Annotated in this window: 16 protein-coding genes; 14 read left to right on the top strand and 2 right to left on the bottom strand. The window is 44.6% G+C overall.

The annotated features are described in order from the left end of the window. Window positions 1-16: 16 nt before the first annotated feature. Both sufB and sufC read right to left on the bottom strand, forming a co-directional pair. Window positions 17-1,435, bottom strand: coding sequence for a Fe-S cluster assembly protein SufB (gene sufB / locus E7L17_RS04805; RefSeq protein WP_316322119.1), 1,419 nt, complete (start codon window positions 1,433-1,435; stop codon window positions 17-19). Continuing rightward, window positions 1,432-2,187: a Fe-S cluster assembly ATPase SufC gene (gene sufC / locus E7L17_RS04810; RefSeq protein ID WP_316322120.1), complete on the bottom strand. Its 756-nt coding sequence runs from the start codon at window positions 2,185-2,187 to the stop codon at window positions 1,432-1,434. The genes sufB and sufC overlap by 4 nt, the downstream gene beginning before the upstream one ends. Window positions 2,188-2,586: 399 nt before the next feature. Between sufC and sigG the strand changes: the two genes are divergently transcribed. The 14 genes from sigG (at window position 2,587) to E7L17_RS04880 (ending at window position 19,209) form a co-directional block, all read left to right on the top strand. Next, a complete protein-coding gene (gene sigG, locus E7L17_RS04815; RefSeq protein ID WP_316322189.1) occupies window positions 2,587-3,369 on the top strand; it encodes an RNA polymerase sporulation sigma factor SigG in 783 nt (260 codons plus the stop codon). 187 nt (window positions 3,370-3,556) lie between these two features. After that, a complete protein-coding gene (locus E7L17_RS04820; protein WP_085833270.1) occupies window positions 3,557-3,844 on the top strand; it encodes a YlmC/YmxH family sporulation protein in 288 nt (95 codons plus the stop codon). Window positions 3,845-4,006: 162 nt separating this feature from the next. Further along, entirely contained in the window at window positions 4,007-4,738 is a 732-nt protein-coding gene (gene rpsB / locus E7L17_RS04825; RefSeq protein ID WP_316322121.1) for a 30S ribosomal protein S2, read from the top strand. Window positions 4,739-4,913: 175 nt separating this feature from the next. Then, window positions 4,914-5,828 carry a translation elongation factor Ts gene (gene tsf, locus E7L17_RS04830; protein ID WP_316322122.1) on the top strand — a complete coding sequence of 305 codons (915 nt, stop codon included), beginning with the start codon at window positions 4,914-4,916 and terminating at the stop codon, window positions 5,826-5,828. A 342-nt stretch (window positions 5,829-6,170) separates the two neighbouring features. After that, on the top strand, window positions 6,171-6,890 hold the full coding sequence (pyrH, locus tag E7L17_RS04835) for a UMP kinase (protein ID WP_316322123.1): 720 nt from the start codon (window positions 6,171-6,173) through the stop codon (window positions 6,888-6,890). 38 nt (window positions 6,891-6,928) lie between these two features. Then, window positions 6,929-7,483 carry a ribosome recycling factor gene (frr, locus tag E7L17_RS04840; protein ID WP_316322124.1) on the top strand — a complete coding sequence of 185 codons (555 nt, stop codon included), beginning with the start codon at window positions 6,929-6,931 and terminating at the stop codon, window positions 7,481-7,483. A gap of 10 nt (window positions 7,484-7,493) precedes the next feature. After that, window positions 7,494-8,219 carry an isoprenyl transferase gene (locus tag E7L17_RS04845; protein WP_316322125.1) on the top strand — a complete coding sequence of 242 codons (726 nt, stop codon included), beginning with the start codon at window positions 7,494-7,496 and terminating at the stop codon, window positions 8,217-8,219. A 1-nt stretch (window position 8,220) separates the two neighbouring features. Beyond that, window positions 8,221-9,045, top strand: coding sequence for a phosphatidate cytidylyltransferase (locus tag E7L17_RS04850; RefSeq protein ID WP_316322126.1), 825 nt, complete (start codon window positions 8,221-8,223; stop codon window positions 9,043-9,045). 44 nt (window positions 9,046-9,089) lie between these two features. Beyond that, a complete protein-coding gene (locus tag E7L17_RS04855) occupies window positions 9,090-10,241 on the top strand; it encodes a 1-deoxy-D-xylulose-5-phosphate reductoisomerase (protein WP_316322127.1) in 1,152 nt (383 codons plus the stop codon). A 63-nt stretch (window positions 10,242-10,304) separates the two neighbouring features. Beyond that, complete coding sequence (locus tag E7L17_RS04860; protein ID WP_316322128.1) at window positions 10,305-11,378, top strand: M50 family metallopeptidase; 1,074 nt, start codon at window positions 10,305-10,307, stop codon at window positions 11,376-11,378. Beyond that, window positions 11,375-12,421 (top strand): flavodoxin-dependent (E)-4-hydroxy-3-methylbut-2-enyl-diphosphate synthase, encoded by a 1,047-nt coding sequence (gene ispG, locus E7L17_RS04865; RefSeq protein ID WP_316322129.1) that lies wholly within the window; start codon window positions 11,375-11,377, stop codon window positions 12,419-12,421. The genes E7L17_RS04860 and ispG overlap by 4 nt, the downstream gene beginning before the upstream one ends. 119 nt (window positions 12,422-12,540) lie before the next feature. Then, complete coding sequence (locus E7L17_RS04870) at window positions 12,541-16,890, top strand: PolC-type DNA polymerase III (RefSeq protein WP_316322190.1); 4,350 nt, start codon at window positions 12,541-12,543, stop codon at window positions 16,888-16,890. Between the two features lie 278 nt (window positions 16,891-17,168). Further along, entirely contained in the window at window positions 17,169-17,738 is a 570-nt protein-coding gene (locus E7L17_RS04875; RefSeq protein ID WP_316322130.1) for a TetR/AcrR family transcriptional regulator, read from the top strand. A gap of 88 nt (window positions 17,739-17,826) precedes the next feature. After that, window positions 17,827-19,209, top strand: coding sequence for an MATE family efflux transporter (locus tag E7L17_RS04880; RefSeq protein WP_316322131.1), 1,383 nt, complete (start codon window positions 17,827-17,829; stop codon window positions 19,207-19,209). The last annotated feature ends 138 nt before the right edge of the window (window positions 19,210-19,347 follow it).

Genomic DNA, 19,347 nt, shown 5'->3' on the forward strand with positions numbered 1-19,347 from the left:
TGCAAAGCTCCTTTCCTCATCCAATACTGCCGCTCATTTCGAGCTTAATCAGGTTATTCATTTCGACCGCGTATTCCATTGGCAGCTCTTTAGCGATAGGTTCTGCAAAGCCGCTAACAATAATGGAGCGCGCGTCATCTTCCGTAAGACCGCGGCTCATCAAGTAGAAAATTGCAGTATCGCTGATACGTCCAATTTTTGCCTCGTGCCCAACGTCAGACTCATCATTTTGAATATCCATTACCGGAACTGTATCGGAACGGGACTCGCTATCAAGCATTAAAGATTCGCATGATACGGAGGATTTGCTGTGTGCCGCTTCCGGAGTAATCACAACACTGCTGCGGTAAATGCAGGCACCACCATCTTTTGAAATGGACTTGGTGCTGATGCGAGAGCTGGTGTTTGGAGCAGCGTGAATGACCTTGGAGCCATTGTCAAGGGTTTGGCCTTTACCGGCAAAGGTGATGCCGGTAAATTCAGTACGAGCACCCTCACCCTTAAGCACGCTCATGGGGTACAGGCAAGAGGTATTCGAGCCAAAGGAGCCCGAAACCCACTCGATTGCGCCGCCCTTTTCTACCAAGGCGCGCTTGGTGTTCAGGTTATACATATTCTTTGACCAGTTTTCAATGGTTGAGTAACGCAAACGAGCATTCTCACCAATAAACAACTCTACGCAGCCGGCGTGCAGGTTGGCTACGTTATATTTGGGGGCGGAACAGCCCTCAATAAAATGCAGGTACGCATTCTTTTCTACTATGATTAGAGTGTGCTCAAACTGACCGGCGCCCGGCGCATTTAAGCGGAAGTAGGACTGGAGGGGAATGGTTAGCTGTACACCCTCGGGAACGTAAACGAACGAGCCGCCCGACCACACTGCGCCATGCAATGCGGCAAATTTATGGTCGCTGGGGGGAACCAGCTTCATAAAGTGCTTGCGAATCATTTCGGAGTACGGGCCGTGCAGTGCGCTTTCCAAATCGGTATAAACAACACCCTGTGCCTCTACTTCGGCACGCACATTATGGTACACAACCTCAGAGTCGTACTGGGCGCCAACGCCTGCGAGCGAAAGACGCTCCGCTTGGGGAATACCAAGGCGCTCAAAGGTATTTTTAATGTCCTCAGGAACTTGTTCCCACTTGCTGCTCATACCCGTTTTGGGGCGAACATAAGTTACAATATGGTCCATGTCCAACCCTTCGAGGGAAGGACCCCAGCTCGGCAAAGGCATATCATTATAAGTGCGGAGTGATTTTTGGCGGAACAAGCGCATCCACTCCGGGTCTTTTTTCTCAACAGAAATTTGGTTCACGATTTCTGGAGTCAAACCGGAATCTACGGTAAAGGCAGCGTCAACCTTGTCCTTTACGTCATAGATGGTTCGGTCTATGTCGTCTACCCTTGTTTTTTCTTCTTCAAAGGCTCTCAATTGCGGACACCTCCCGCTTCAAAGAACTGGAAGCCCCTCTCATTAATTTCTTGAATTAGGCTGCTGTCACCGGTATGAACAATCGTGCCGTTCACCAAAATGTGAACGTAGTCTACCTTCAGACCTTCCAGAATTTTTGCATTATGTGTAATAATCAGCAACGAATTTTTATCGTTGCGGAATTGGTGGATGCCTTTTGATACAATCTTTACTGCGTCAACATCCAAGCCAGAGTCTGTTTCATCCAATATGGCAAACTTGGGGTTGAGCATCAACATCTGCAATATTTCCGCTTTCTTTTTTTCACCGCCAGAAAAACCAACGTTCAGGTAGCGTGCGGCGTAATCCTGATTAATTTCCAAAGAATCCATCAAGCTTTTCATTTCTTTCTGGAACTTTAAAATACGGGGAGCTTCACCGGTTACCGCTTCGCGAGAGACGCGAAGAAAATTGCCGAGTGCAATTCCGGGAACTTCTTCTGGGTTCTGGAAAGAAAGGAAAATACCTTTTTTAGCACGTACATCCGTCGTTTCGTTAGTAATGTCGTCACCGTCGAATACAATGCTGCCCTTACAAATGTTATATAACGGATGGCCCATAATGGCATTACCCAGAGTAGATTTACCCGCGCCGTTCGGGCCCATCAGCACATGCGTTTCACCGCTGCGAATGGTAAGATTCAGCTCGTCCAGTATCACCTTATCTTCAACACCCACTTGCAGGTTCTCAATTTTCAGTAGTTCATGGGACATGAATGTTCACCTCATTATTATATATAGAATAAAACAGAATTAAGATTAATGTATACTAAATTTGTATACTAAATTCGCATATTTCATTATACCCCTTTTTTTACAGGATGCAAGAGAAAAAACAAAATAAATTACATGTTTGCATAAGTTTTTTTTACCTTAAACTGCTTTTCTCCTAATTTACTTGATAAATTGCGGTTTTTATAAGCTGGTAGCCATTCCTAACAGTTTTTTTCTCGAAAATATCATAGCGCATCTTTTTCATTTTATACAAGCATGTCCCCGTTCCGAAAGAAATTCATTTTTTAAATATGGGAATCTTTACGAATGAAGCTATCAGAATCTGGCAATAATGAACGTGTAAGAGCCAGACAGTATGAGAGTGGAGGGCGGGGAGTTATGCAGTATAACAAGGTTGAAATCTGCGGAGTAAATACAGCGAAGCTTAAAGTGCTTACCGAGGCAGAAAAACAAGCTCTTTTGCAGATAATTAAGCACGGAACGCCAAGTGAGAGGCAAAAAGCCCGGGAAGAAATGATCGGCGGCAATTTAAAGCTGGTTCTAAGTGTGATTCAGCGTTTTACCAATCGTGGTGAAAATCTGGATGACTTATTTCAGGTGGGCTGCATTGGCTTAATGAAAGCCATCGACAATTTTAACCCAGATCTGGATGTTCGTTTCTCAACGTATGGCGTTCCCATGATTATTGGAGAAATTCGGCGCTATTTAAGAGACAATAATAGCGTGCGTGTCAGCCGTTCTATGAGAGATACGGCTTACAAAGCAATGCAGATGAAAGAAAAAATGACAGCGGAGAACGGCAAGGAACCATCCGTCAACGAGATTGCGAAAGCGCTTGACATACAGCGTGAAGAGGTTGTATTGGCTCTTGAAGCGATTGTGGAACCGGTCTCACTATACGAACCTGTTTTTTCGGATGGGAACGACACAATTTATGTGATGGATCAGGTAGGGGATAAAAACGACGACCGGAACTGGCTCGATGAGATTGCTCTCAAGGAAGCCATTAGCGATTTAAGCGACCGTGAAAAGCGAATTCTTTCCATGCGTTTCTTCCAGGGGAAAACCCAAATGGAAGTCGCAGGGGAAATCGGAATCAGCCAAGCGCAGGTTTCCCGTTTAGAAAAAGGAGCGCTAGACAAGATTAAAAAAGACATTTAAATATCTTTTACAATAAAGATGATTCTATGTTGTTTTAATTATGATAATAAGGCCGTATTAGCGTTTCTTTTTCATTATAATTGAAATAATTGAAAAATTACTGGATTTGTAGCGTCTTTGTTTGTCCCGGGGTTTTAAATGCTACTATTGTATGAATATAGATAGCATCAGGCGGGAGGTGTGCCTGATGACAAATTGCAGAATGGCCGATATGAGAAACAAAGAGGTAATCAGTGTGAAAGACGGCACCAGGCTGGGCGCCGTGAGCGATGTTGAGATTGAGCTGAAAACAGCAAGAATTAGCGCAATCATTATTTATGGCCGGCTAAAATGGTTGGGTCTTCTGGGCAGGGAGGATGACATTGTCATTCGCTGGGAGGATATTCAAATCATAGGGGAAGAAACGATTTTAGTGGATTTTGCAATGCCGTTCCGACCTAAAAAGCGGTTTGGCAGTGGTTGGTTCCACACGTAATAAAATTCGCGAAAAAGCAGGAAAAAACTTGCCAAATCCTCTTTGCCGTGCTATAATACTCCAGTAAATCACACGCCACACTATGACGCAATGGTGCCCTTTTACCGGGGTTCACGTCAAAATAAAGGTGCGGCGGCGGAATAACCAAGGAGGATTTTAATTATGGCAGTCGTATCTATGAAACAACTTTTGGAGGCCGGTGTACACTTCGGTCACCAGACAAGAAGATGGAACCCCAAGATGGCAGAGTACATCTTCACCGAGCGTAACGGCATCTACATCATTGACCTGCAGAAGACCGTTAAGAAGCTCGAAGAAGCTTACAGCTTTGTTCGTCAGCTTTCTGAAGAAGGCAAGCCCGTGCTGTTTGTTGGCACAAAGAAGCAGGCTCAGGATTCTGTTCGTGAAGAAGCAGAGCGCGCTGGTGCTTACTATGTGAATGCCCGCTGGTTGGGCGGCATGCTCACAAACTTCCGCACCATTCGCCGCAGAATTGACCGCCTGAACCAGCTCAAGACTATGGAAGAAGACGGCACTTTTGAACTGCTTCCTAAGAAAGAAGTCGTAAAGCTCCGTTTGGAAATTGAAAAGCTCGAGAAATTCCTCGGCGGAATTAAAGATATGCGTCAGATTCCCGGCGCACTGTTCATCGTTGACCCCCGCAAGGAGCGCATTGCTGTTGCAGAGGCTAAGAAGCTAGGTATCCCGATTGTTGCGATTGTTGATACCAACTGCGATCCCGATGAAATCGATTATGTTATTCCTGGAAACGACGACGCAATTCGTGCAGTTAAACTGATTTCTGCAACTATGGCAAATGCGATTGCAGAAGGCAGAGAGGGCCGTATGGGCGCTGCTGCTGCTCAAGAAAAAGAAGAGGCGCAGGCTGAATAAGCCGCTTTTCAGCAACTCTAATGTAGAGAGAAAGATACCCGCCTGATTTCAGACGGGTATTTTTTGAGAATGTTATACCGCAATGCGCGATGCGTGATTTGTGGTATTATAGATTTTAATATAACGCCTCTTTTTAGGCGGTTATATTACAACAATAGAATCGGAGGAATAAAAAATGGCTTTTACAGCAAAAGATGTGGCAACGCTTCGTGAGAAAACCGGCTGCGGAATGATGGATTGTAAAAAAGCTTTGACAGAATCGAACGGCGACATGGATGCCGCTGTTGATATTTTAAGAGAAAAAGGCCTTGCTGCCGCTACCAAAAAATCGGGTCGTATTGCAGCAGAAGGCGTTGCTTATGCACAGGTGAATGCAATTGGTAATGTTGCTGTTGTAGTAGAAATCAATGCAGAAACCGACTTCGTTGCCAAGAACGCTGAGTTCCAGGCATTTGTTAAAACAGTAGCCGACACAGTGGAAGAGCAGAACCCTGCTGATGTAGATGCTCTGCTCAACCTTACTGCTGCCGGTTTTGATAAGAAGATTGATGATCTTCTCAAAGAGAAGATTCAGACAATCGGTGAGAACATTAAAGTGCGCCGTTTTGCCCGTTTTGAAGGTCCTGTTGTTAGCTATGTACATGCAAACGGCAGAATTGGTGTTATCGTAAAGTTCAACACCTCTGCTGAAATCGCTGCTAAGCCTGAGTTCCAGGAGTATGCAAAGAATATTGCAATGCAGATTGCTGCAGTTAACCCCGCATACCTCAACGAGCAGGCTGTTCCGGTTGATGTTGTTGAGCATGAGAAGAAGATTCTTACCGAGCAGGTTATCAACGATGGCAAACCCGCTGCGATTGCAGAGAAAATTGTTGTTGGCCGTTTGTCTAAGTTCTTTAAGGATATTTGCCTCGTTGACCAGATTTTTGTTAAGGACAGTGACAAGACTGTTCAGCAGTACACAGAGTCTGTTGGCAAAGAGCTTGGTGGCGAAATCTCAATTGAAGCGTTTGCTCGCTTTGAAAAAGGTGAGGGCCTCGAGAAGAAAGAGGATAACTTTGCAGATGAAGTCGCCAGCATGGTGAAATAATCTGATTCATAATTTTTACAAGAGAAGGGCAGAGGATACGAGCCTCAGCCCTTCTCTATCTTTATGTCTATATAGCAGGACTGCATTATAATATAGTGATATATTATAAATGAATCATTCGGTGGAAGAACCGTTTTACTTGCTTTAGATAAAATCTCTTTTGAGCAATACCAAAATACTTTCTATACAAAAACAGTTAAAAAAGGGCATCTAACACTGAAATAATAAATAATTATGAACGAACTGTATCGTAAGGAAGAATATTGGAAATCCTGAAGTGAAAACAGGAGTGAAAGACTTTACTTTCTTTTTCTCCTATTGTAAAATATAGTTAAAATCATAATGGGGTGTTATGAATTGCAACCTAAATATAAAAGAATTCTTTTAAAACTCAGCGGTGAATCATTGGCTGGGGGAAATGAGCATGGTATTGATTTTGATACTGTGCTAAAAATTTGTGCGCCGATTAAAGAGTGTGCAGACATGGGCATTCAGGTGGGCATTGTTGTAGGCGGAGGCAACTTCTGGCGTGGCCGCAGCAGTGGCAAGATGGACCGAACCAGAGCCGACCATATGGGAATGCTTGCAACGGTTATTAATGCACTTGGTGTTGCAGATGCGCTTGAACAGCTGGGAGTACCGGTAAGAGTGCAAACCGCAATTACTATGCAGCAGGTAGCAGAGCCATATATTCGTAACCGTGCTGTGCGTCATTTAGAAAAAGGGCGTGTTGTAGTATTTGGCTGCGGAACGGGAAACCCGTTTTTCTCTACCGACACAGCAGCGTCTTTGCGTGCTGCTGAAATTGATGCCGACATTATTATGAAAGCAACTTTGGTAGATGGTGTTTACGACAGCGACCCCAAACTCAACGATGCAGCAGTAAAGTTCGACTCCCTTTCGTTTATGGATGTTCTAAATAAGGACTTACATGTAATGGATAGTACAGCGGCAACTTTGTGCAAAGACAACGGTATCCCGATTCTAGTGTTCAGCATTGCGGAACCCAACAATATTGTGCGCGCTGTATGCGGTGAGCCAATCGGAACGCTGGTAAAATAATCGATTTTACAAATGCTAAGTAAGAAAGGAAGATTGTAATGCAAGAGGTACTGACCCAAGCGGAATCTAAAATGAAAAAAACTCTTTCCGTACTGACCAATGAGTATACCACAATTCGGGCAGGCAGGGCCAACCCCGCAGTTTTGGATAAAATAATGGTGGACTATTATGGTACACCTACGGCGGTTAACCAGTTGGCGGCAATTTCTGTATCGGAGGCACGTCTTTTAACGATTCAACCTTGGGACGCAACTTCAGTTAAAGCAATTGAAAAGGCGATTCTAAGCTCTGAGCTGGGGATTAACCCTCAAAGTGATGGCAAAGTCATTCGCCTTATGTTCCCACAGCTTACAGAAGAACGCCGCCGTGATCTCACAAAGGACATTGCAAAAATGTCGGAAGAGGCAAAGGTTGCAGTTCGCTCCATTCGCCGCGATGCGATTGAAAAACTCAAGACAATGAAAAAGAATTCCGAAATTTCAGAAGACGACCTTAAATTGGGTGAGAAAAAAACACAGGATTTAACCGATAAGTACTGCAAAGAGATTGACGGCTTGTTCGATAAGAAACAGAAAGAAATCATGGAGTTATAAAAATCGGCTTATGAATCATCTTTCAGACCAGGCGAAGCCTATATTGCCGCGGCATTTGGGCATAATTATGGATGGTAACGGCCGCTGGGCGAAAAAGCGGGCACTTCCGCGTTCGGCCGGCCATACCGCCGGTGCGGCAAATTTCAAAAAGATAACACGTTACTGTGCTTCCATTGGAATTGAGTATCTAACAGTATATGCTTTTTCAACAGAGAACTGGAAGCGTCCCTCCGATGAAATTGAAGCGCTGATGAAGATTTTTCAACAGTATTTGGAAGAAGCCCTGCGGGATTTTCTAGGTGAAAATATTCGCGTGAATTTTATTGGCGATGTTTCTGTTTTCCCTCAAACGTTACAAGATTTATTTGCCCGAACGGAAGCGGTGTCTGCAAATAAAACTGGTATGGTCCTAAATATTGCTATGAATTACGGCGGACGTGCGGAGTTAACCCACGCGGTTCGCTTTTTGGCAGAACAGGTTCGCGCGGGAACACTACTTCCCGAACAAATTACGGAGGAACTCATTTCACAAAATCTTTATACGGCAGGCCAACCAGACCCGGATTTGGTACTGCGCCCCAGCGGAGAATACCGTATATCTAATTTTTTGTTATGGCAGTCGGCCTATACGGAGTATATTATTATGGATAAACTCTGGCCGGATTTTACGACCCGAGACCTTGACAGCGCTTTGCTGGAGTTTTCGAATCGGAACAGGCGCTTTGGGGGGATATGATTTGAAGAACCGAGTGATGTCTGGAGTCGTTTTAATTCTTTTTCTGGCAGCAATTGTTGTATTTAATGTTCGCTTTCCACCTGCATTAAATTTAGCAATTGCGTTAATTTCTGTCTTAGCCGTTTATGAGCTGGTTCAGGCGCTCGGAATTGCAAAACAGTATGCTTTGGTTCTTCCTAGTGTTCTTTTTGCGATGGGGGTATTTGTTGCTCCGGTAGGGCTAGGTACTGAGACGCTTTATTACGTGTATACAGTAGTCATGTTTATCATGCTTATCCGATATAATGACACAATCTCTTTTCATCATTTGATTGTATTGTACAGCATGACTCTCATGATCCCCACGATGCTCTCTACCATACTTAGCTTGCGGGAATTTGATGATAGACATGGCATGTTTTATGTTATCATAACAATTTTCTCGGCGTGGATTTCAGATACTGGAGCGTTTGCGGCAGGCAGCCTATGGGGACAGCATAAGCTGTGTCCGAAAATTAGCCCGAAGAAAACCGTAGAGGGCGTTATTGGCGGTCTAATTTTAAATGTAATGGCAATGTTGGTCTTTGGTTACATTTTTCAGGTGTTCTTCTATGGGTATCAGGTAAATGTATCTTATCTTTCATTGCTGCTGATCGGTGTTGGTGGTTCCGTAATGTCTGTGTTAGGCGATTTAAGCTTTTCGCTCATTAAGCGAAGCTGCCACATTAAAGATTTTGGGGAACTGATTCCCGGGCACGGTGGAATACTGGATCGCTTCGACAGTGTAATTTTTGTCTCGCCTTTTGTGTACCTGCTTGTACAGGTATTTCCAGTCGTTTTGCATTAAAATGTAGAACTCCGTGCGATAAACAAACAGAATGGTGAATACGAATGATAAAGAACATTTCTTTGCTTGGTTCAACCGGTTCCATTGGAACACAAACACTCGAAGTAGCTCGCATGCACGGCTTTTCAATTTGTGCGCTTGCAGCTCACAGCAATGTTAAATTGCTGGAGGAGCAGATTCGAGAATTTCGGCCTGCCTTGGCGGCTGTTTTTGATGAACACGCCGCACAGGATCTAAAAGATCGCGTCCGTGATTTACCAGTGCGCGTTGTCTCTGGGATGGATGGGCTTTGTGAAGCGGCTTCCATAAAGGAAGCAGATATTATTTGTAATGCGGTGGTGGGCATGGTAGGGCTTCTTCCTACCATGGCCGCCGTTTCTGCCAAAAAGGATGTTGCGCTTGCCAATAAAGAAACGTTAGTTGCCGGCGGTGCGCTTGTTATGAAAGCCGCGCAGGAAAATGGTGTGCGTATTCTTCCGGTAGACAGCGAACATTCCGCAATTTTTCAGTGCTTGCAGGGTTGCCCGCACCCTTCTGCAGTAGCTAAATTAATCCTAACCGCTTCTGGCGGACCTTTTTTCGGTAAATCGCGGGAAGAATTAGAACTCGTTACCCCAGAGCAAGCACTGCGCCATCCCAATTGGAGCATGGGCGCTAAGGTAACAATTGATTCCGCCACTATGATGAACAAGGGGCTTGAGATTATTGAGGCCTCATGGTTGTTTTCAATGCCGGTTTCTCAAATTGAAGTGGTGGTACACCGTGAGAGTATCGTTCACTCACTGATTGAATACCAAGATTATTCCGTTCTAGCACAGCTAGGCGTACCAGATATGCGTATTGCCATACAATATGCCATTACATGGCCGGAACGCTTGCCGTCACCAGTAAAAAGGCTAAGCCTTACCGAGATGGGTACGTTGTCGTTTTACCCGCCGGATGAACACGCATTCCCTTGCTTAGGGCTTGCTAAGCAAGCTATACAGCAAGGCGGCTTGGTGCCGGCTGCAATGAATGGGGCAAACGAAGAGGCAGTAAAGCTCTTTCTATCGAAAAAAATTTCTTTCTTGCAGATTCCGGAGCTGGTTGAAGCTGCAATGAAAAGGCAAGCTCCTGAATTACCTACTACGCCGCAGCAAGTGTTGGCGGCAGACCAAAATGCACGTAATTTTGTATTAGATAAAACAAAATCATAACTCAAATATTTTACATGCAAATCTTGATTGTAATTATGTAATTACTAGACTGATGAGGTGAATATGGTTATCAATATCCTGCTTATTCTGTTCGCGGTGCTGTTATTTGGCCTAATCATTTTCATTCATGAATTTGGCCACTTTTTTACCGCAAAGCTTTCCGGAATCCGTGTTAATGAGTTCGCTATTGGCATGGGCCCAACTTTGTTTCATTTTCAAAAAGGGGAAACCCAATATTCACTGCGTCTATTACCCATTGGTGGTTACTGCGCCATGGAGGGGGAAGACGAAAGCAGTGACGATGAAGGGGCTTTTGGTAATAAGCCGGTTTGGAAGAGAATCATCGTTGTTTGCGCCGGTGCAATAATGAACATTTTGTTCGGTATTTTACTGATGATGGTGTTGTTGGCACAGCAGCCAATGTTTACATCCACTACCATTTCTCAGTTTGCGGAAGGCTCTGCAATTCAAAAAGCAGGTATTCAGGCTGGAGACCAGTTTCATTCCATTGATGGTTACCGTGTTCGTACAGACCGCGATTTGAGCTTTTCGCTGGCAACAGCGAACCCGCAGTCGATGAATGTAACTGTAGTGCGGAATGGTGAGAATCTTTCCTTCCACAATATAAAGATGAACACCCGCCAATACAATGGTAAGCAGGTAATGGTGCTAGATTTCTATGTGTCTGGCATTGAAAGAAACCCGGTAACCTTAATCCAAAAATCTGCGGAGGATACGGTTTCGGTTGTTCGCATGGTTTGGTATAGCCTAGTGGGCTTAGTATCCGGAAGGTTTGGATTGAATGATATGGCAGGCCCCATTGGCGCAGCAGACGCCATTTCTCAAGCGGCTTCTATGGGCTTAAAGGATGGTATTTTGCCTGCCGTGAATAACATTGTCATGATGATGATGATGATAACCGTAAACCTTGGCGTGGTAAACCTCTTGCCGTTACCGGCACTGGATGGAGGTCGCCTGATTTTCTTATTGATTGAGCTAGTTCGCCGTCGCCCGGTAAACCCCAAATATGAGGGATGGGTTCACGCGGCAGGCTTTGCACTGTTGATGACCTTTATGCTGATTATCACTTACAGTGATATTTTAAGGCTCTTTACCGGAAAGGGACTGGGAGCATGAACCGTAAAATAACAAAAAAACTGAATGTGGGCGGCGTCGCAGTAGGCGGCGGTTCGCCCATTTCCATTCAATCGATGCTAAACGTACCAGCAGCAAATGTTGAGGGGAATGTGCAGCAAGCGCGCGAGTTGGAAGCAAGTGGCTGCGAAATTCTGCGGGTTGCCATTCCAAATGCTGAGGCGGTACAACTCATACCTGCCATTAAAAAAGCAACTACGATTCCGCTGGTGGCAGATATTCATTTTGATTATAAGCTGGCCCTTGAATCCGTTGAGGCTGGCATTGATAAAATTCGTATCAACCCCGGCAATATCGGTTCTGACGACCGAGTCAAAGCGGTGGCGGATACCTGCCGTTTACACGGAGTTCCGATTCGAATAGGGGTGAATTCCGGTTCGCTCGAAAAAGAAATATTGGCAAAGCACGGCGGTCCCACCGCGCAGGCGCTCTGTGAAAGTGCGCTATACCACGCCTCTTTGCTTGAAAAGTATGATTTTGAAGAGATTATGCTATCTATGAAATCTTCTCGGGTAGACACCATGATTCAAGCGTATGAGCTTGCCTCACAGGCATGTAACTACCCGTTGCACCTTGGTGTAACCGAGGCTGGCACGGAACGCATGGGTCTGATAAAATCGGCAATTGGTATTGGTTCCTTATTGCAACGAGGAATTGGAGACACCATTCGTGTGTCTCTCACAGCAGACCCCATAAGAGAAATTGCAGCGGCAATGGATATATTCCGGGCGCTAAACTTGCGCAGTGGAGTGCAAATGGTTTCGTGCCCCACCTGTGGAAGAACCAATATCGATTTAATTACGATTGCAGGCGAGGTAGAGCAGCGCCTAGCTTCTTGTAAAAAGCCGATTACCGTGGCGGTAATGGGCTGTGCGGTAAACGGACCCGGTGAAGCAAGGGAAGCAGATATTGGGATTGCAGGAGGAAACGGAGTGGGGCTCATCTTTAAAAAGGGTGAGATTATCCGCCGAGTTCCCGAAAACGAATTGGTAGACAGTCTCATGGAGGAAATTGAGTCGCTCTAATAGGGGTGCTTAGTTGAAGTTTGTTTGTAATGGTTGAATCGTATTTTACTAGGTGAAGAAGAGGATAGACCCCAACACTGGGGAAACGAATGCTAGGAATAAAGGAAAAGGATGTTGGAATGAAAACCTTTGCAGAACTATTTGGTACATACCTGAATACTCCCGGCACTGAACTGCCGGATGGAACCGTGCGCTCCTTGCGAATTGACGAACAGAACCGGGAACTGTTGATTGAAACAGCTTTCCCGGTTTTGGTGGAGCGTGAGGTTCTTTTTGCGTTGGAAGAACAGCTAAAAGGAGCGCTAAATGTTCGCAGAGCGGCAGTTCTGCCCCGCTTTGAAGGGAATTTATTCCAAACCGAGTATTTTGCGGAGCTTGTGAAGGAGCTAAAGCGTAGGGATGCAAGTCTCAATGGCAGCTTAAATGGAGCCTCTGCACGCTTGGAGCAAGATGCACTTGTCATTACACTGGCGCATGGTGGGCGTGATATGCTGCTCTCCCGTAGGTTTGATAAAGCGCTTTCCCATTTGATACATGAAGAATTTGGGCTAATGTTTCAGGTGTCTTTTGATGGTACGGTTTCTGCTGAGAGAAACGATACCCTCTTCTTTGAGCAGGTTAAGCAAGAGAAAGAGACGCAGCGCAGGCAGGCACTCGAAGAGGATGCCGCACACTATGAGTCGATGATGAATGAAACTGGTGCAAAGCCCAAAAAGAATCCCCATACCATTAACGTGCGGGGAGGAGATTCTTTGTACCCAACCATTCTGCCAGAAACAGCAAAGCTGCTATATGGCCGCATGGGGCGCAGTACAAAACCGGTTCCCATTGGCCGAGTAGGGCCAGATTCCGGTACAGTATTGATTTGGGGCGAAATCTTTAGTATGGATGAGCGCCAAACCCGTGATAAATCGAAAAAAATATTTAGCATCAATATTACGGATTATACCGGCTCTATGACACTAAAGCTCATTGAAGAAAACAGCCAGTGCCGTGCAATAGACACCCTAAAAAAAGGGAGTGCTATTTTAGTCAGCGGTGAAATCAGCTACGATAAATACGACCACGAAATCGTTCTTCGCCCACGAGGCATCAGCACAGTGGAAAAGCTAAAGGTGATTGATGATGCCCCGGAAAAACGAGTGGAGCTGCATTTACATACCTCCATGTCTAGTATGGACGGCATTACGCCGGTTGGCGATCTTATTCAGCGTGCCGCCGAGTGGGGGCATAAGGCCATTGCAATAACTGACCACGGTGTGGCACAAGCTTACCCGGATGCAATGAACGCCGCCGCTGCAGTGCGTAAAAAGGGTAGCGAGTTTAAAGTTATTTATGGAATCGAATCCTATTTTGTAAACGACATGGTTCCGGCTCTGATGGGGGAAACAGAGAACACCCTTGAAGATGACTTTATCTCGTTCGATATTGAAACTACAGGCCTGAGTGCAGAAAATGACCGCATGACCGAAATTGGCGCAGTACGCATTATAAACGGTGAGATAAAGGATAGCTTTAACATTTTTGTAAATCCTGGCATGCACATCCCCGCTAAAATTACGGAGCTTACCGGAATTACGGATGAAATGGTAAAGGATGCTGTGTCGGAAGAGGTTGCGTTGCAGCAATTCTACGATTTTTGCGGAGAAAGCCCGGTTTTGCTGGCTCATAACGCGGCGTTTGATACCTCCTTTATGCACGCCGCCGCAGCACGCCATGGGATGGATTTCCCGTATCCTTATATTGATACACTTCCCATGTGTCGCTCCATGCTCAAAGACATAAAGAACTATAAGCTAGATACGGTGGCAAAGTACTTAAAGCTTGACCCATTCAACCACCACCGTGCCTGTGATGATGCGACTGTTTTGGCTAAGATATTTCAAAATCTGTTACAGCGCCTGAAAGAAGATACTGGCGCAACACGCGTAAAGGACATAAATACCTGCTTAGCAGGTGGCAACCCGAAAAAAATTCGCCCGGTGCATCAGATTATTCTGGTGAAGAATCAAACAGGCCTTAAGAATTTATACAAGCTGATATCGTACTCGCACCTCGATTATTTTTACCAAAAGCCACGTATCCCCAAAAGCGTTCTCGTTAAATACCGCGAGGGTCTTATTTTGGGCAGCGCCTGTGAAGCAGGTGAGCTTTACAGAGCGGTATCGGGTGGCCAGCCTTGGTCTACCCTGAAAGAAATCGCTAGCTTCTATGATTATTTAGAGATTCAGCCAATTGATAATAATCTGTTTATGGTAAGAAACGGTCAGGTTCCCAATGAAGAAACGCTGCGGGAATATAATCGTACAATAATTCGGTTGGGCGAGGAGCTAAATAAACCCGTAGTTGCAACCTGTGATGTTCACTTTTTAGATCCCAAGGACGGCGATTACCGCAAAATATTAATGGCAGGGCAGGGTTTTGCAGATGCAGATGCTCAGGCACCTCTGTATTTGAGAACCACCCCGGAAATGCTGGAAGAGTTCGCATACCTTGGCAAAGAGAAAGCGTATGAGGTAGTCGTAACCAATACGAATAAAATAGCGGACATGGTGGATGAGCTTACCCCGATCCCGCCTGGAGTATTTCCTCCATTTATCGACGGAGCAGAGGAGCAGCTGAACACCATCTCATGGGAACGTGCAAAAGAAATCTACGGCGACCCCTTACCGCAGATTGTTCATGACCGTCTCAAGCGTGAGCTCGATTCGATTAATAAGCACGGCTTCTCGGTATTGTATATGACAGCGCAGAAGCTGGTTGCTGATTCAGAAGCACACGGTTATCTGGTCGGTTCCCGTGGTTCGGTTGGTTCTTCGTTTGTTGCGAATATTTCGGGTATATCAGAGGTAAATCCACTGGAGCCTCACTATATTTGCCCTCATTGTAAAAATAGTGAGTTTATTACAGATGGCTCTTATGGGTCAGGCTTTGACCTGCCGCCAAGGGAATGCCCGGTTTGCGGCACACAGTATGAGCGTGATGGTCATACGATTCCTTTTGAAACCTTTTTGGGCTTTGATGGAGATAAAACACCGGATATTGACCTCAACTTCTCCGGCGAATACCAAAGTGATGCGCACCGCTATACAGAAACGCTGTTTGGAAAAGACAACGTTTTTAAAGCAGGTACCATCGCAACTGTCGCAGATAAAACGGCGATTGGCTTTGTTCGCAAGTACGCCGAGGAGCAGGGAACGGTACTGCACCGTGCTGAAGAGTTACGCCTTGCTACCGGTTGTACCGGTGTAAAGCGCACGACTGGCCAGCACCCGGGCGGTATGGTGGTTGTGCCGCGTGGTATGGAGATTTACGATTTCTGTCCGGTACAGCACCCGGCGAATGACCAAAAATCGGACAATATTACAACGCACTTCGACTTCCATGCAATTCACGATACCATCTGTAAGCTTGACGAGCTTGGGCATGATGTTCCTACTATTTATCGCTATTTGGAAGACTACACGGGTATTCCCGTTATGAAGGTTTCCATGAGTGATCCCAAGGTTATGTCTCTGTTTTATTCTACAGAGGCACTTGGCGTTACTCCGGATGACATTGATTCCCCTACCGGTACCTTTTCTTTGCCGGAGGTAGGCACAAGCTTTGTTCGGCAGATGCTCATGGATGCACAGCCCAAAACCTTCTCGGATTTACTTCAGGTCTCCGGTCTATCCCATGGTACCGATGTTTGGCTTGGCAATGCGCAGGATTTAATCAAGAACAAAACCTGCACTATTTCAGAGGTTATCGGTACACGAGACAGCATCATGACCTATTTGCTGCTCAAGGGGCTTGAGCCAAAAATGGCGTTTAAAATTATGGAGATTACCCGTAAGGGTAAAGCGCCGCAGCTTTTAACGCAGGAGCATATTCAGGCAATGAAAGACCACAATGTACCGCAGTGGTATATTGACTCCTGTATGAAAATTAAGTACATGTTCCCGAAAGCCCATGCGGCTGCCTATATGATTTCAACCCTGCGCTTGGGTTGGTATAAGGTGCATCGCCCCGTTGAGTATTACGCCGCTTATTTTACCGTACGTGGGGAAGACTTCGACGGAGCTGTTGTATTGCAGGGGCGCGAGGCCGTGCGACGCAAAATGAATGAAATTACCATGAAGGGCAAAGAGGCAAGCAAAAAAGAAGAAGATGCGTTTGCAACCTTCCAAATTGTAAATGAAATGTTAGCCAGGGGAATAGAGGTTTTGCCAATTGACCTTTATCAGTCCGATGCGAGAAAGTATATGGTAGAGGATGGAAAAATTCGCCTGCCATTTGCTTCGCTTTCGGGTGTAGGTGAGTCTGCCGCAAACAGCTTAGCGGCAGCCCGAGAAAACGGAGGGCCATATATTTCGATTGATGATTTACAAACCCGTGCAAAGGTATCCAAATCGGTAATTGAGGCGCTTCAAGTTGCCGGTGCTTTAAAAGGTTTGCCGGAGAGCAGCCAGATGAGCTTGTTTTAATTCTACGATTGGGAATACATTAACACGGCGTTATAAAGAGAAAGTGAAAGGCTTAAGCACTGAGCGCATCAGTGGCTTAGGCCTTTCTTTTATCTTCAAAAGAGAGCCTTATGAATGCTCTTAAGTACATCAAATCTTTTCGTTTCGCCTAGAGAGTTTTTTTATTAATTGGGGTTGAGATAATAATTTATAAATGAATGAAATTCACTCATTGACTTTACGTTATTCTAGTGCTATAATCAGCTTTATAAGAAATGTATTTATTGGGAGGTGGAGTATTGGCGCGAATTACAAAAGACCCGGAAGTTCGAAAACAAGAGATTTTAGACGCGGCAATCGCGCTCTTTTACGAAAAGGGATACGAAAAAACTTCAATGACAGATATTGCAAACAAGCTTGGCATAGCCCAAGGGTTATGCTATCGTTATTTCCCTTCGAAAGAAATTCTATTCGACTGCTCTTTGAGAGAATATGCCCAAAAGCTTGCAGATAAAATGATTCCCGTTCTTCAGGATGAGCGCTATACACTTGCTCAAAAACTCGATATTGCTCCATCCTATCTTGATTTTGAAGAAGATAATACGGTAACATATAAATTCTTTCATAACGAGAACAGCAAAAAACTACACTCACAGCTTTCGATTGCGGTTTGTGAGATTATGGTGCCGGTTATCGTAAAAGTCATTGAAAAATCGAACCAGATGGGGGAGACACAGTTAGAAGATCCCGGGACGGCTGCTTCCTTTGCGGTTTACGGTCAGCTAGGGATTTTACTGGATGATACCATAAAAGGGGAAGATAAAATAAAACGAATCAAACAGTTTTTAAAGTATTTATTGAAAGTGTAGTCTGAGCCCTGCAAAAGCAGGGCTTTTAAACCCAATATAAATGAATGATTTTCATTCATTTATTAAAATGTTAAGAAGGAGTATTACAATGAAGACAGAAATAGACTTTATTTACACTGAAAACACAAATAAAACGTTTCTAAAAATGGCTATTCCAATGGTAGCCGCTATGTTCTTAAACCTTGCCTACAATATGATGGATAGCATTTGGGTCGGTAACTTATTGGGGGAAAGTGCGATGGCCGCACTGACTTCTTCCACACCCATCATCCTATTATTAACGGCAATTAGTATGGGGGCTACAAATGGCCTTTCCATCATACTCTCTCAAAAAATAGGTTCTGGCGACCAAAAACAAGCCGAGAGTCTAATCACAACCTCATTTCTTGCGGCGATCATTTTTTCGGTTGCAATGACAGTGGTGCTTGAGTGGAATTTAACAACTCTACTGCATTGGCTAAATACACCTGCTGAAATATTTAGTATGGCTTACGATTACTTAAAAATTTATTTACTTGGCTATGTTTTTACTTTTTTGTACTTATATTTTGCAGCTTTATTGCGCAGCTATGGCAACACCTCTTTACAAGCAATTTCAATTCTCTTGTGCACGGTATTAGATTGTATTTTAGACCCGATTTTTATTTTATGGATTGGTTTTGACGGTGCGGCGATAACAACCATATTATCTGAAGGTATTTCTGTTCTTATCTTAGTGGTTTATTTGCATCGCAAAAAGTTGTTTACTCTTTCATTTTCTGCGGTGGAGTGGGGGCTGGTAATTCCCATGGCAAAAAATGCGTTGCCATCTATATTCCAGCAAAGCATCCCTGCAATTAGCACCAGCTTTTTAACGGCAATTGTGAGTGGTTTTTCCGTAACTGCTATTGCGGGCTATGGGATTACCGGAAAGCTAGAGACAATTCCATTTTACCCGGCTATGGCAATCAATATGGTAATGACCACTATTGTTGGCCAATGTGTGGGTGCTAAGCGCTTGGATAAGGCAGACGAGTACGTTAAGTGTGCGATTCGTAGCGGAGTAGGCATTGTATCGGTTTTATCTGTATTCGTAGTTCTTTTTGCAAATCCACTATCTCGTTTATTTGTAAATAGCAATGGTGTCGCAGAGTTGGTATCGAACTACTTCTTAATTGTTGGGTTTGGCTACCTATGTAATACCATCACCAATTGCGTTTTAGGTGCCATAAACGGTTTGGGGAACCCAACTGCAGGAATGCTTATTATGGTGTTCTATTACCTGATGGTTCGTATGCCCCTCGCTTGGTTTTGGTCAACTCATACTTCGTTTGCATTAAACGGAGTTTGGTATGCCGTTTTGGTCAGCCATATTGTGGCTTGTATTTCGTCTTGTGTGTATTATCTCTATTACCGGAAGAAAATAGCTGCCTCATTACAAGAATTGCAAAGTGAAAATGGAGAAACGAAGAGCCTTTCTTATTTCGAATAGTGAATATGTATTACTTAAAAATTCTGTAGTTTGTATTTAAAATGAGCTAAATTCTCCGTTTTTCCTATACTTATTATGAGAAATAAGGGTAATTTCAGCATTTTGAAAGCATAATAATTCAAAATTAGCCTTGCTAGC

It is taken from the genome of Clostridium sp., from assembly GCF_032576335.1.
Lineage (GTDB): Bacteria > Bacillota > Clostridia > Oscillospirales > Acutalibacteraceae > Faecalispora.

What these genes read in the sequence shown, in the direction of transcription:
- sufC (WP_316322120.1), bottom strand. Translation starts at nt 2,187, where the DNA reads ATGTCCCATGAACTACTGAAAATTGAGAACCTGCAAGTGGGTGTTGAA.
- sigG (WP_316322189.1), top strand. Translation starts at nt 2,587, where the DNA reads ATGCAGTATAACAAGGTTGAAATCTGCGGAGTAAATACAGCGAAGCTT.
- E7L17_RS04820 (WP_085833270.1), top strand. Translation starts at nt 3,557, where the DNA reads ATGACAAATTGCAGAATGGCCGATATGAGAAACAAAGAGGTAATCAGT.
- rpsB (WP_316322121.1), top strand. Translation starts at nt 4,007, where the DNA reads ATGGCAGTCGTATCTATGAAACAACTTTTGGAGGCCGGTGTACACTTC.
- tsf (WP_316322122.1), top strand. Translation starts at nt 4,914, where the DNA reads ATGGCTTTTACAGCAAAAGATGTGGCAACGCTTCGTGAGAAAACCGGC.
- pyrH (WP_316322123.1), top strand. Translation starts at nt 6,171, where the DNA reads ATGGGGTGTTATGAATTGCAACCTAAATATAAAAGAATTCTTTTAAAA.
- frr (WP_316322124.1), top strand. Translation starts at nt 6,929, where the DNA reads ATGCAAGAGGTACTGACCCAAGCGGAATCTAAAATGAAAAAAACTCTT.
- E7L17_RS04845 (WP_316322125.1), top strand. Translation starts at nt 7,494, where the DNA reads ATGAATCATCTTTCAGACCAGGCGAAGCCTATATTGCCGCGGCATTTG.
- E7L17_RS04855 (WP_316322127.1), top strand. Translation starts at nt 9,090, where the DNA reads ATGATAAAGAACATTTCTTTGCTTGGTTCAACCGGTTCCATTGGAACA.
- E7L17_RS04860 (WP_316322128.1), top strand. Translation starts at nt 10,305, where the DNA reads ATGGTTATCAATATCCTGCTTATTCTGTTCGCGGTGCTGTTATTTGGC.
- ispG (WP_316322129.1), top strand. Translation starts at nt 11,375, where the DNA reads ATGAACCGTAAAATAACAAAAAAACTGAATGTGGGCGGCGTCGCAGTA.
- E7L17_RS04870 (WP_316322190.1), top strand. Translation starts at nt 12,541, where the DNA reads ATGAAAACCTTTGCAGAACTATTTGGTACATACCTGAATACTCCCGGC.
- E7L17_RS04880 (WP_316322131.1), top strand. Translation starts at nt 17,827, where the DNA reads ATGAAGACAGAAATAGACTTTATTTACACTGAAAACACAAATAAAACG.